Origin of the sequence: Nocardia elegans NBRC 108235 (assembly GCF_001612845.1) — a bacterium.
In the GTDB taxonomy this organism is placed as follows: domain Bacteria; phylum Actinomycetota; class Actinomycetes; order Mycobacteriales; family Mycobacteriaceae; genus Nocardia; species Nocardia nova.
Map to the genome: position 1 here is coordinate 47,082 of NZ_BDBF01000024.1, position 13,206 is coordinate 60,287.

At 67.3% G+C, this 13,206-nt stretch carries 11 protein-coding genes and 1 pseudogene; 6 read left to right on the forward strand and 6 right to left on the reverse strand.

What is annotated here, in order from left to right; genetic code table 11:
• Positions 1–66 precede the first annotated feature (66 nt).
• The 3 genes from NE2_RS18015 to NE2_RS18025 form a co-directional block, all read right to left on the reverse strand.
• On the reverse strand, positions 67–1,182 hold the full coding sequence (locus NE2_RS18015; RefSeq protein WP_063027676.1) for an NDMA-dependent alcohol dehydrogenase: 1,116 nt from the start codon (positions 1,180–1,182) through the stop codon (positions 67–69).
• 21 nt (positions 1,183–1,203) lie between these two features.
• Positions 1,204–2,715: an aldehyde dehydrogenase family protein gene (locus NE2_RS18020; protein WP_063027678.1), complete on the reverse strand. Its 1,512-nt coding sequence runs from the start codon at positions 2,713–2,715 to the stop codon at positions 1,204–1,206.
• A gap of 95 nt (positions 2,716–2,810) precedes the next feature.
• Positions 2,811–3,755 carry an NADP-dependent oxidoreductase gene (locus NE2_RS18025; protein WP_063027680.1) on the reverse strand — a complete coding sequence of 315 codons (945 nt, stop codon included), beginning with the start codon at positions 3,753–3,755 and terminating at the stop codon, positions 2,811–2,813.
• A gap of 120 nt (positions 3,756–3,875) precedes the next feature.
• On the opposite strand from NE2_RS18025, the gene NE2_RS18030 reads away from it, so the two are divergent.
• Positions 3,876–4,373, forward strand: a complete 498-nt coding sequence (locus NE2_RS18030) for a MarR family winged helix-turn-helix transcriptional regulator (RefSeq protein WP_063017208.1) — start codon at positions 3,876–3,878, stop codon at positions 4,371–4,373.
• A gap of 122 nt (positions 4,374–4,495) precedes the next feature.
• Positions 4,496–4,615: pseudogene (locus NE2_RS37155) on the forward strand (cytochrome P450); the annotation flags it as partial.
• Positions 4,616–4,810: 195 nt separating this feature from the next.
• On the opposite strand, the gene NE2_RS18040 reads toward NE2_RS37155, so the two are convergent.
• Together NE2_RS18040 and NE2_RS18045 are read right to left on the reverse strand one after the other, a co-directional pair.
• The gene (locus NE2_RS18040; protein WP_063027684.1) at positions 4,811–6,805 is read right to left on the reverse strand and encodes an APC family permease; all 1,995 of its coding nucleotides are present in this window, start codon (positions 6,803–6,805) and stop codon (positions 4,811–4,813) included.
• Between the two features lie 88 nt (positions 6,806–6,893).
• Complete coding sequence (locus NE2_RS18045; RefSeq protein WP_063027785.1) at positions 6,894–7,628, reverse strand: IclR family transcriptional regulator; 735 nt, start codon at positions 7,626–7,628, stop codon at positions 6,894–6,896.
• A 132-nt stretch (positions 7,629–7,760) separates the two neighbouring features.
• Between NE2_RS18045 and NE2_RS18050 the strand changes: the two genes are divergently transcribed.
• Positions 7,761–9,173 carry an acyl-CoA synthetase gene (locus tag NE2_RS18050; RefSeq protein WP_084494134.1) on the forward strand — a complete coding sequence of 471 codons (1,413 nt, stop codon included), beginning with the start codon at positions 7,761–7,763 and terminating at the stop codon, positions 9,171–9,173.
• Between the two features lie 11 nt (positions 9,174–9,184).
• Here NE2_RS18050 and NE2_RS18055 read toward each other — a convergent pair whose 3' ends face one another.
• Positions 9,185–9,817, reverse strand: a complete 633-nt coding sequence (locus NE2_RS18055) for a winged helix DNA-binding protein (protein ID WP_063017200.1) — start codon at positions 9,815–9,817, stop codon at positions 9,185–9,187.
• Between the two features lie 212 nt (positions 9,818–10,029).
• Here NE2_RS18055 and NE2_RS18060 point away from each other — a divergent pair, with 212 nt between their 5' ends.
• Genes NE2_RS18060 through NE2_RS18070 form a run of 3 tightly spaced genes read left to right on the forward strand, consistent with a single transcriptional unit; the run spans position 10,030 to position 13,206 of the window.
• Positions 10,030–11,223: a Rieske 2Fe-2S domain-containing protein gene (locus NE2_RS18060; protein ID WP_063027688.1), complete on the forward strand. Its 1,194-nt coding sequence runs from the start codon at positions 10,030–10,032 to the stop codon at positions 11,221–11,223.
• Between the two features lie 4 nt (positions 11,224–11,227).
• On the forward strand, positions 11,228–12,286 hold the full coding sequence (locus tag NE2_RS18065) for an FAD-binding oxidoreductase (RefSeq protein WP_063027690.1): 1,059 nt from the start codon (positions 11,228–11,230) through the stop codon (positions 12,284–12,286).
• A 47-nt stretch (positions 12,287–12,333) separates the two neighbouring features.
• Positions 12,334–13,206 (forward strand): VOC family protein, encoded by an 873-nt coding sequence (locus tag NE2_RS18070; RefSeq protein ID WP_063027692.1) that lies wholly within the window; start codon positions 12,334–12,336, stop codon positions 13,204–13,206.

Below are 13,206 nucleotides of genomic sequence, written 5' to 3' on the forward strand. Positions count from 1 at the left end.
CGGTTCGCCTTCCGCGGTCCCGGGCGGGACCGCGGCCGCCCCCGTGGCGGCGGCCGCGGGGCGGACCTACGATCCGGCGTGGATCACCACACCACGGATATTCTTGCCGTCGCGCAGGTCTTGATAGCCCTGATTGATATCTTCGAGCGAATATCGCGTGGTGATCAGCTCGTCCAGCTTCAACTGGCCGCTGTCGTAGAGCCGCAGCAGCCGCACGATGTCGTACTGCGGGTTGGCGGATCCGAACAGCGTGCCCTTGATGGTCTTCTCGTTCAGCGTCAGCTCGGCGCCGGAGACGTGAACGGTGAGCTTGGCCGGATCGGCCAGGCCCGTGACGACCACGGTCCCACCCTTGCCGATGACGGCGAAGGCGGCCGACACGACCTCCTCGGTCACCGTGCCGACGGTGATGATCGCCTGGTCGGCGCCCTGCCCCCAGGACAGTTCGGCGACCTTCTCGGCCGCCTCCTCGGACGTCGAAAAGGCATGGGTGGCACCCATTTTCAGCGCCGTCTCGCGTTTGAAGCCGACCGGGTCGACCACCACGACGTACTTGGCCCCGGCATGGACGGCGCCCTGCACCGAATTGATGCCCAGCCCGCCGATGCCGTAGATGACGGTGATGTCACCGGCGCGCACATTGCCCGAGTAGACGGCGCTGCCCCACCCCGTCGGCACCCCGCAACCCACGACGACCGCGGTCTCGAGGGGCAGCCAGTCGTCGACCTTCACCACCGAATGCTGGGAGATCGTCGCCCGCTCGGAGAAGGTGCCCAGCATGCACATCGCACCGAAATCCATTCCGCCGGAATGGAATCGGAACGTCCCGTCGGGCATGCAGCCGTCCAGGATGGTCGCACCCATATCGCACAGGTTCTGCCGACCGGTCGAACAGTACCGGCAGGTGCCGCAGTTCGGAATGAAACTGCACACCACGTGGTCGCCGGGAGCGACCTTGGTGACGCCGGGACCGACCTCCTCGATGATTCCCGAGCCCTCGTGCCCGCCGACGATCGGATAGCGCGGCGGCAGATCGCCGTCGGTGAGATGCAGGTCGGAATGACACAGTCCGGCGGCGGTGTAGCGGATCAGGACCTCGCCGGGGCCGGGCCCGTCCAGGTCGAGTTCCATCAGTTCGAAGGGTTTGCCGGGCTCGACGAGTACTGCTGCTGTTGTCTTCACGAAAGTTCTCCTGCGCTGGAATCAGAGGGCGACGTTGACCGACTTGGTCTGCAAATACAGGTCCAGGCCGTCCGGGCCGAGTTCACGGCCCCAGCCGGACTGCTTGTAACCGCCGAAGGGCATCGCGGTGTCGAAGCCGTTGTACTGGTTGATCCACACCGAGCCGGCTTTCAGCTCGCGGGCCACCCGGTGGGCCTTGGAGATGTCACGGGTCCAGATGCCCGCGGCCAGGCCGTAGATCGAATCGTTGGCCTGGTGCGCGGCGGCCGCGATCCCTTCGTCGGCGTCGAACGGCAGCGCCGCCACGACCGGGCCGAAGATCTCCTCGCGCACGATGCTGAATTCGGGCCGCACGTCGACGAATACGGTCGGTTGCACGAAGTATCCGGTGTCGCCGTGGCGGCCCCCGCCGGTGAGCGCCTTCGCCCCGTCGGCGAGACCGGCCTGCAGATAGGCGGTGACGCGGTCGAACTGCTCCTGCGACACCAGCGGGCCCAGCTCGGTGGACGGGTCCAAGCCGGGACCGATCTTCACCCGCGAGGCGGCCTCGGCCACCGCTGCGGTGAAATCGCCGAAGATCTTGTCCTCCACATACAGTCGCGTCCCCGCGACACAGCACTGGCCGTGATTGAACAGCCAGGCGTTGAGCGAGCCGGTGACCGCGGCCTCGAAATCCGCGTCGGCGAACACCACGTTGGGGCTCTTGCCGCCCAGCTCCAGCGACACCTTCTTCAGATTGCCCTTGGCAGCGTCGACGACCAGCTTGCCGACCTCCGTGGATCCGGTGAAGGCGACCTTGTCGACGCCGTCGTGCGCGGCCAGGGCGGCGCCGGCATCGCCGAATCCGGTCACGATATTGACCACGCCGGGCGGGAATCCGGCCTCCTGGAACACCTCTCCCAGCAGCAGCGCGGTCAGCGGAGTCTGCTCGGCGGGCTTGAGCACCACCGTATTTCCGGCAGCCAGCGCGGGGGCCAGCTTCCAGGCCGCCATCAACAGCGGGAAGTTCCACGGCACGATCAGCCCGCAGACGCCCACCGGCTCGCGCAGGGTGTACGCGTGGAACCGGCTGCCGGGCGGCGCGAACGGCATCGACACATCGACCGTGCTGCCCACGATCTTGGTCGCCCAGCCCGCGTAGTACCGGAAGACGTCGGCCGCCCACGCGGTGTCGACGACGGTGGCGACCGCCGCGGATTTACCGTTGTCCAGCGCCTCGAGTTCGCCGAACTGCTCCGCGCGTTCGGAGAGAAGATCGCCGACCCGCCACAGCAGCCGTTCGCGCTCATTGGGTTTCATCCACTGCCACGGCCCGTTGTCGAAGGCACGGCGGGCGGCGCGGACGGCGCGGTCCACGTCGGCCGCCTCGCCGTGGGCCACCTCCGCCAGCACACTGCCGTCGGCGGGATTGTGCGTCGCGAATGTCCGACCCGACTGGGCATCGGTCCATTCGCCGTCGATCAGCAGCTGCTTTCGACCGCTGAGTACCGCCCGAACGTCCGCCCGGACCGGGAACTCGGAGACGACCGTCATCGAAACCTCCTGGCTACAACCTGATGTGATGCAAGCCATAGTGGGATGAATCGAGCATCGGGAAGTGTCCAGTTTCTGAACACCGGTCCGGCGCGTCAGTTCGCGGCCGGGAGGACGACGACCTTGCCCGGCAACGTTCCCGCGGCCGCCCGGGTGTGCACCGATGCCAGCTCTGCCAGCGGGACACGCTCGTCGACGTCGACGATCAACGTGCGAAGGTCCACGCGCGCAACGAGTTCCGCCAGTTGCCGCGCGTCGCTGCGGACGTAGACGTCGACAGCGCGCACGCCGCGCGCCGCGTCGGCCGGGGCGGGCATCCACACGGTGGTGCCGACCACGACGCCGCCGTCGCGGACCAGTCCGGCCAGCGCCGCGAACTCGGCCGGATCGATCGGCGCGAGGTTGAGCAGGACGTCGACCGGCTCGGTCACCGCGGCGGTCACCTCGGCGGTGGTGTGGTCGACGACCTCGTCGGCGCCCCGCGCCTCGACGCGCTCGCGGCTGCGCGGACTGCCGGTGGCGATCACATGGGCGCCGGCCGCCTTGGCCAGCTGTACCGCATAACCACCCACGGCTCCCCCGGCGCCACTGATCAGAATCCGTTGCCCGGGCTTCAGTTCGGCGTGGTCGAACAGCGCCTGCCACGCGGTGAGTCCGACCAGCGGCAGCGCGGCCGCATCTGCGAGCGGGATGCTCGCCGGCGCCGCCGCCAGACTCTGCGCAGGCGCGAGCACGTACTCCGCCGCGGCGCCGTCGTCGGTGAACGGCAGGAAGCCGACGACCCGGTCACCGACCTTCGGCTCGTCGACGCCCTCGCCGAGCGCGTCGACGGTTCCGGCGACGTCCAGGCCGGGGATGTGCGGCAGCGCCAGGGGCATCGGGCCCTGCATGAATCCCGCGCGGATGTTGCCGTCGACGCCGTTGAACGATGTCGCCGCGACGCGTACCCGGACCTGGCCGGGACCGGGAACCGGCCGGTCGACGTCCTCGTAGCGAAGGACCTCGGGATCGCCGTACTCGTGGAATCGAACCGCCTTCATCGTGGTGCCTCACTCTCGATGGTGATGTGCTTCGAGTTCGAAGCACATTGGCCACGGTAGCAGTGCTTTGAATTCGAAGCAAGAGTTTCGAAATCGAAGCAAGAGTTGTACAGTCGTGCCATGTCCGAGACCCCGCGGCCCCTGGACGCCGTGCAGCTGGGCGCGTATTTCGCCCTCATGGAGGTCGCCGGCCTGCTCCGGCACGCGGTCGAGCAGCAGCTGCGAGACGCCGGCGATCTGAGCTACGTGCAGTTCCAGCTGCTGGCGCGGCTCGGTCTCGACTCCCCCACCGGCAGTGAGCGCATGACCGACCTGGCCGACGGCGTCGTCTACAGCCGCAGCGGATTGACCTATCAGGCCGGTCTGCTCGAGAAGGCGGGGCTGGTCACGCGCGCGCCCTCCGCGGACGACGAGCGCGGCGTCACGGTCACGATCACCGATGCCGGCCGGGCACTGCTCGCCGAGGTCCTTCCCGGCCATACCGAGGTCGTCAACCAGCAGCTCTTCGAACCGCTGTCCCGCGCGGACACCAAGGCCCTGGCCGAGCTGCTGTCGCCGGTGCGCGACCACATGCGTGCTGCGCCACCCCGCTCGGCAACACCCCGCCGCCGGCGATAACCGATCCGCCCGGCCGCTACGAATCGTTGCTGAGGTGCCCGCACTGCACCGGGCATTCCGGGACGGTCCCCCGGTAGGGGTTCACGTCGACCCTCGCGGAGATCAGCGCCGATCGGCCCGCGGTGCATCTGGTCTACGCCGCCGCCAACCGCGACCCGAACCGGTTCACCGATCCGAACCGCTTCGACATCCGACGGCCCGACAACGAGCATTTCGGCTGGGGCAGCGGCATCCACACCTGCCCGGGCGGCCCGCTCGCGCGATCGGAAGTCGATCTCGCACTGGAGATCTTCCTACGCCGCGTCGTGACACCGCGGCTGGTCGTCGATCCGCCACCGAATCGGCGCAGCCAATCTTCCGGGGGCCACGACATCTGCTCATCGACGTCGACCACATCGCCGGTCGAGCCGATCGATGATCGCGGCGGAAGCCTCCGATCAGGGGGCGACGATGCCTCGGCGGACCTGACCGGGGCTCGGTGTGACGGTGGGCGGCTTGCGATTTCGCGAGGAGCGCAGTTGGTAGGGAACGCTGGTGACCATGACACCCGGTTCGAACAGCAGGCGTGCTTTGAGCCGGAGCGAGCTCTGGTTGTGCAGCAGGTTCTCCCACCAGTGTCCGACGACGTACTCGGGGATGTAGACGCTGACCACGTCCCGGGGCCGCGATCGGCGGACCCGTTTGATGTACTCGACGACGGGACGGGTGATTTCGCGGTAGGGCGACTCGACGACCTTCAACGGAATGCTGACGTCGTGGCGCTCCCACGATTGGGTCAGCGCCCGGGTGTCGGTGTCGTCGACGTTGACCGTGACGGCGGTGAGGGTGTCGGGGCGGGTGGCGCGCGCGAACTGGACAGCCCGCTGAGTTGCCTTGTGCCAGTCCGAAACCAGCACGATCGCATGCACCCGGCCGGGCAGCGTCGTCTCCTCGTCGGGGTCGATGTCGAGTTCGGCGCGCACCGTCGCGTAGTGGGTGTGGATGGAATACATCATCAGCACCAGCAGTGGCATCGCGATGACCACTAGGTAGGCGCCGTGACCGAATTTGGTGATCATGACCACGACCAGCACGACGCCGGTGAAGCAGGCACCGAACGCGTTGATCGCCCGGGCCCGGTGGATGCGCCGGCGTTGCCCCGGCGCGGTCACCGCGCGTAGTTCGCGATTCCAATGCCGGACCATGCCGGTTTGGCACAGCGTGAACGAGGTGAACACGCCGACGATGTAGAGCTGGATCAACCTGGTGGTCTGTCCGTCGAAGGCGTAGATCAACCCGGCGGCGACCGCGGCGAGCAGGACGATGCCGTTGGAGTAGGCGAGCCGGTCTCCGCGCGTGTGCAATTGGCGTGGCAGGTAACGATGTTGGGCCAGGATCGAGGTCAGCAGCGGGAACCCGTTGTAGGCGGTGTTCGCGGCGAGGATCAGGATCAGCGCGGTGGTGACCATCAGGTAGTAGAAGCCCAGGCTGCTGTCGCCGAAGACCGCCCCCGCGATCTGCGCGATGACGGTCTTCTGGGCGTCGGTGCGGCAATCGCCCGGAAAGCCGATCAGGTCGCAGGTGTTCTCGGCGACGCGCGTGTGGGTGATCATCGCCAGCGCGGTGACACCGGTGAACATGGCGATCGCCAGCACACCCATCGCGGTCATGGTCCGGGCCGCGTTGAGCGACTTCGGTTTTCGGAACGCGGGGACGCCGTTGGAAATCGCCTCGGCCCCCGTCAGCGCCGTACACCCCGAGGAGAACGCCCGCAGCGCGAGAAATGCCACCGCGGCCGTACCGAGGCCGGCGTGCGCGGCGTTGATCTGGTAGTGCGCGCTCTCGGCGACCGGTGCGTGCCCGATCAGCGTCTCGACCACACCGATCGAGATCATCACCATGACGCCGGCGACGAAGGCGTAGGTCGGCACGGCGAACGCCCGGCCGGATTCTCGCACCCCACGCAGGTTCATCGCGGTCAGCGCCACGATGAACCCGATATCGATCAGCACCCGATGGGGGTTCAGCGCCGGCGCCGCGGAGATGACGTTGTCCACCCCCGCCGCGACCGATACCGCCACCGTCATCACGTAATCGACCAGCAGCGCCGCCGCGACGACCAAACCCGGTATCGCCCCGAGGTTTTCGGCGACGACCTCATAGGATCCACCGCCCGACGGATAGGCGCGCACGACCTGGCGATACGACAACGCGACCACCGCCAGCAGCACGACGACACCACCGGCCACCCACGGTGTCAGATACAGATAGCTGAGCCCGCCCAGCGTCAGGATGAGCAGAATCTCCTGAGTCGCATACGCCACCGAGGACAGCGGATCACTGGCGAAAATCGGTAATGCCAGCCGCTTCGGCAACAGCGTCTCCCCGAGCCGATCGCTGCGAAACGGTCGTCCCAGCACCACCCGTTTGGCGACGTCGATCGGTGAAACCACGATTAATCAGCCTAAATCCGGCAAACCCGAACTTAGTGATCGCGAGGCGTAGGGAAAACGTAAAAATCCCGCGCCGCGGCCGGCGACCTCACTCGCCGAGCAGCCGTTCGACGGCGGCACGGGTCGCCAGAGCCCGGGCTCCGTAATCCTCGAAAAGCGCAGGGGTCAGCCGCGACGACGGCCCGGAGATGCTGAAGCATGCGCGGGCCGGCCCGTAGCGCCCGCGCAGGGCCACCGCGACCGCGCAGATACCGTCGTGCAGCCCTTCGATCGTGGTGGCGTATCCCCGTCGGCGGATGAGAGCGATCTCCTCCCAGAGTTCGTCCACGTCGGTGATGGTGTGTTCGGTGGTCTTGGCGGGGGTTTGGGACAGGTAGGCCGCGATCCGTTCGTCGGACAGGGTCGCGAGGAACGCCTTTCCGGTCGCGGCGGCGTGCAGCGGCAGCCGGGTGCCCAGTGCCATGAACGCGCGCACCTGGTGCGAGCTGTCGAGACGTTCGATGAGCACCAGTTCGTCGCCGTCGGGAACCGCGAGATGCACTGTCTCACCGGTCGACATCTGCAGCGCGGACAGCTCCGGCAGCGCCACCTCACGCAGATTGTCGCGACCCGCGACCGCACTACCCACCCGGAAAGCCAGACCGGTGATCTCCCATCGTCCTTCCGGTGACGACCGCACCCACCCGGCCTCCTCGAGGGTTTTCAGACAGCGCTGCACCGTACTTTTCGGGACCTCCAGCCGCCGGGCGAGGTCGCTGAGACCCGCGGGCTGCAGCCGCGCCACCTCCTCGAATACCCGCAGGGCGGTCAGCACGCTGTTCACGACCGCGCCCTTGCGCCGAACGCGCGGCGGCACACCCGTTGTTGACGGAGTCGCCTGGAGCTAATACCGTCACTGGTCCATAATGTAGCACATCGGTCCACAATGTGGACCGTACACGAGAAAGTGGCCCTCATGCCAGTTCCTCTTCTCACCGCATTGCAGACCGCAACGGCCGAGTCCCGCCCCGCCGTCACGATCGGCGACACCGCCTTGCGGCCCGATGCGCTGTTGGGCGCGGCGGGCGCGCTCGCGCATCGCCTCGCCGGCGCCGGATGTGTCGCCATCGACGCCCGCCCCAGCGTCGACACCGTGATCGCCGTGGTGGGCTGCCTGCTGGCCGGCGTGCCCGCGGTCCCCGTTCCCCCGGATTCCGGCGCGGTCGAACGCCGCCACATCCTCACCGACTCCGGCGCCGAATTATGGCTCGGCGCAACGGATTCCGATATCTCCCTGCCCGCGGTCACGGTCGACCCGCGCGCCTCCGAATCCTGGACGGGCCCCGAACCCGATCCGGCTACGACGGCGCTGATCGTCTACACCTCCGGGACCACCGGCGCGCCGAAGGGAGTGGTGCTGTCGCGCGCCGCGATCGCCGCCAGCCTGGACGGACTGCGCGACGCGTGGCAGTGGAGTGCCGACGACGTTGTCGTCCACGGGCTTCCGCTGTTCCACGTGCACGGCCTGGTGGTCGGTGTGCTGGGCGCCCTGCGCACCGGATCGCCGCTGGTCCACACCACTCGCCCGACCCCCGACCGATACGCCGCGGCGGGCGGATCGCTGTATTTCGGCGTGCCGACGGTCTGGTCGCGGGTCTGCGCCGATCCGGATTCCGCGCGGGCGCTCGCCTCCGCTCGCCTGCTGGTCTCGGGGAGTGCGCCGCTGCCGGTTCCGGTGTTCGAGGGGTTGCGGGCGCTCACGGGCAGCGCGCCGATCGAGCGATACGGCATGACCGAAACCGTCATCACACTCAGCACGCGATACGACGGTGAGCGCCGTCCCGGCTGGGTCGGACTACCGGTGACCGGAGTGAAAACCCGGCTCCGCTCGGACTCCGGCGATACCGTCGGCCACGACGGCGAAACTCTGGGCCGCCTCGAAATCGCCGGGCCCACACTGTTCGACGGTTACCTCCACAACAAGGCCAAGACCGACGAGGTCATGTCGCCCGACGGATGGTTCGACACCGGCGACATCGCCGTGATCGATCCGGACGGCTTCCACCGCATCGTCGGTCGTGAATCGGTCGACATGATCAAATCCGGCGGCTACCGGATCGGCGCGGGCGAGGTCGAACACGCACTGCTGTCACATCCGGGCGTGCGCGAGGCCGCTGTGGTCGGTGTCCCCGATGCCGATCTCGGCCAGCGCATCGTGGCATATGTCGTCGGCGAGCCCGGAAACCACGACGCCCTCATCGATTTCGTCGCCGGATCACTGGCGATACACAAGCGGCCGCGTGAGATTCGCATGGTCGAGGCGCTGCCACGCAATGCGATGGGCAAGATCCAGAAGAAGACGCTCCTCAGCGATCACACCCCGCACTGACCGGACACCGTTCACCCGGCTCCGTCACCGCGCCGCCGGCGCCGCTTCGCGGCCGGTTCGGGTTCGGCTTCGTCGCCCTCGGCCGGGAACATGACCGCCGGATTGATGGTGGCCAAATCACGACTGGCCGCCGCGTAGAGGCCGGTCAGGATGTGCATCGTGCGGACCGCATGCCGCATTTTCGTTGTCACATCGGATAATTCGGCCAGATTGGCCGTGAGCAGTTCACGCCGCAGCGCGGCATAGCGATCGGAGATCTCGCGCCCGGCCTCGGTCACCCGGAATACCGACGAGGTGCCCGACTTGGTGCGCTCGAGCAGCCCCAGGCTGACCAGCTTCCGCAGGTTGTACTGCAGATTGGGCAGATCCTCGCGATTGGTCAACTGCGCGATGGTCGCGGTGTCCTTGGCGCGTTCCTGCATGCGCACGACATGCAGCGCCACGACTTCGTTGAAGGCCAGATCCACATCCCCGGCGATCCGTAACGCCTGCACGGCGAACCGCTCGAACGCGCCCTCGACCTGCAACAGGGCGAATTCGAAGGCGGTCATCGCCTCTTCGTGCGTGTTCTCGGCCAGATGCCAGCGGCGTTCCGGATCCAGATTCGCGGGCCGGTCGGCGCCGGCGGCTTCGGTGGCGGTCATAGGACACCAGCCAACACGGGTAACACGGCCGACCGCAACGTGGAACATGAAATTTACGTTGAAAGTCTATTGATAGTCCACGAAGATTCTGTAATGTGTCTCAGGACACCACGGTGTCCAGCCCACATTCCGCGCCGCATTCCCCGCCGCGCCCTCATCACAGATCAACCACGCACACACCGCGTGGTCCCCACCTCGATGGAGGTTTCTCGATGTCCGCTGACCACTACAACGGCACCTCGGCCGGTGTGACCCGGCACTACGCCCCCTACGTCCAGGCCGACTGGGGCTATGCCAACCACTGGTATCCCGCACTGTTCTCCACCGAACTCGCCGACGGCACCGTCAAAGGCGTCACCATCGGCGGCCACGACATCGCCCTGCGCCGGTCGGCGGGTAAGGCCTACGCACTGTCGGATCGGTGTATCCACCGCGGCGTGAAACTGTCGGCGAAGCCCATGTGCCTGTCCGAGGGCACCGTGACCTGCTGGTACCACGGCTACACCTACAGCGTCGACGACGGCAGCCTCACCACCATCGTCGGCAATCCCGACGATTCGCTGATCGGGCGGGCCGCGATCCGGACCTATCCGGTCGAAGAAGTCAACGGCATGATCTTCGTCTTCGTCGGCGACGCGGACTACGGCACCCCGCCGCCGCTCGAGAGCGATCTGCCGATGCGAGTCACCAACGACCCCAACAACTCTCCCGTCGCCCACCTGATGGACGACAACATCATCGTGCGCGGCATCCACCGCAAGCTGGTCGGCAACTGGCGCCTGGCCGCCGAGAACGGCCTGGATCCGGGACATCTGCTGGTGCACTGGGACAACCAGATCCTGGTGGCCCTCGACCGTGCCCTGCCGCTCGGCGTCAATGCTCTCACCGACGACGCCACCGAGGAGATCGACATCCCCAACGGGCCCAAGGGCGTGATGAACCGCTACGACCGGCCCGATCTGTATCAGCCGGTGCTGGAGAACCCGAAGGTCGACATCAAGGCCCGCGGCACTGTTCAGCACTACTTCCGCACCTCGCTGTGGGTGCCGGGCGTGTTGATGGTGGAGCACTGGCCGATCACCGACGTCGTGCAGTACGAGTTCTACGTCCCGATCGACGACCACCACCACGAGTACTGGGAGGTCGTGGCGACCCGCGCCCACACCGACGAGGAACGGGCCGAATTCGACTTCAAGTTCGAACATTTCTTCAAGCCGCTCGCGCTCGAAGGCTTCAACAACAGCGACGTGTTCGCCCGCGAGGCCACCGAGGAGCATTACACCCGCTTCGACGGCTGGAACAACGAAATGCTCTGCGACATGGACTATTCCATCATCGCGTGGCGCAAGATGGCCGCCCGTCACCTGCGCGGATACTTCGAATCGCCGTATCGGGACGAGGACTGACCGCATGACCATGTCTCCGAGCGAAATCCGCTCCACCGACCGCGCGGACACCGGAACCCATTGTGTCCGTTTGCGTTACACCGACACGGTGAAGGAGATCCACGTACCGGACGGCATTTCCGTGCTGGACGCCGCCACCGCCGCCGGCGTGCGGCTGGCCCATCAATGCGGGATCGGCACCTGCGGCACCTGTATCGGCCGGATATCGGCCGGAGACGTGGTCATGCCCGAAGGCCGCGTCTATCCGTTGCGCGCGGACGAATCGGCGGCGGGCATGCGGCTGCTGTGCCAGGCGCGTGCCCGTTCCGACGCCGAGATCGACCTCGACTATCCGGCGGCCCTGCTCGACGAGAACCCGATCATCACGACCACCACCAAGGTCGCCGGCCTCACCTGGCTGGCCGATTCCGTGGTCGAACTGCAGATCCGGTTGCCGAAGTCGGCGAAATTCTCCTTCCGGGCGGGACAGTACGTGCGGCTGCGGGTGCCCGGCACCCGCGAATGGCGCTCGTACTCCATGGCTTCCGGGGAACGGGAGAAGCGCCGGCTCACCTTCACCGTGCGCGTCCTGCCGTCCGGGGCGATGTCGCACTATCTGCGTGAGCGCGCCGCCGTCGGCGACGAGCTCGAGATGGAGGGCCCGATGGGGTCGTTCGGACTGCGTCCCGAACCCGGTCCGATCCTCATGGTGGCGGGCGGCACCGGGCTGGCCCCGATGTTGTCGATGCTCGACGCGCTGCAGACCGCACGCGATCGCGACCGCATCGAGCTGGTTTTCGGCTGCACCCGCGGACCCGATCTGTTCCACCTCGACGAGCTCGCGGGACGGCGCAGTTTCACCCCGGGGCTGTCGGTGCGGGTGGTGGTCGACGAGCCGTTCGACCATCCCGACGTGCTCACCGGTAATCCGGTCAGCGTGCTCACCGCGGCCGACGTCGCCGACCCGAGCACCAGCGCCTACCTGTGCGGTCCCCCGGCCATGCTCGATGCGGCCCGCGTCCGGCTGAGCGAACTGGGCCTGCCGCCCGAGCGGATCCACGCCGAGCAATTCCTCCCCAGCTGATCACCACCGGCGGTCCGGCCGCCGGTGCGCACAGATTGTGAATCATCATGAGCATCGCCCGACTCGGGGCTCTGACCGTCGAGGTCGCCGATATCGACGCCTGGCAGCATCTGCTGGTCGACCTTCTCGAACTCGATGCCCGGCCCCGCACCTCATCGGCGGATCCGCTGCTGATCCGCCTCGACGACCGCCACCACCGCATCGCGTTGTATCCCGGTACCGAAGACCGCGTCCGGCGGGTCACCTGGGAGGTGAACACTCCCGAGCAGCTGAAAACGCTGGCCGAGGCGGTCGAGGCCGAAGGTATCGAGGTCGAGCGGGTGGCCGCCGGCGACGCGTTCGATGTCGCCGCCGCCATCCGGTTCGCCGATCTGGACGGGTTTCCCACCGAGATCGGCTACGGCGTGCTGACCGACCACCACCCGGTACGGCCCGGCGGGGTGATCAGCGGGTTCGTCACCGGTGAACTGGGTCTGGGGCATGTGGTCTACATGTGCTCGGACTATCCGGCGGCGGTGGACTTCTACACCCGCGTCCTCGGTTTCCGGCTCACCGACTACATCGTCTGGGACGGCGCGGATGCCACCTTCCTGCACTGCAATTCACGCCACCACAGCCTGGCGTTGATGAACGAATGCTTCGGGATGCGCGGCGGCGACCTCAACCATCTGATGATCGAGACCGCCACGCTCGACGACGTCGGCCGGGCCTACGACCGGATCACCGCCGCGGGCATCGATCTGAAGATGACGCTCGGTCGCCACACCAACGACGGGGTCACCTCGTTCTACCTCTCCACGCCGTCCGGCTTCGGCATCGAAATCGGCTGGGGCGGAAGCGTTGTCGACGAGGACTGGGTCGTGCAGACCTACGACGCCCCGGCGCGCTGGGGCCACGAGGTCCGGAAGAAGGTGAGCTGA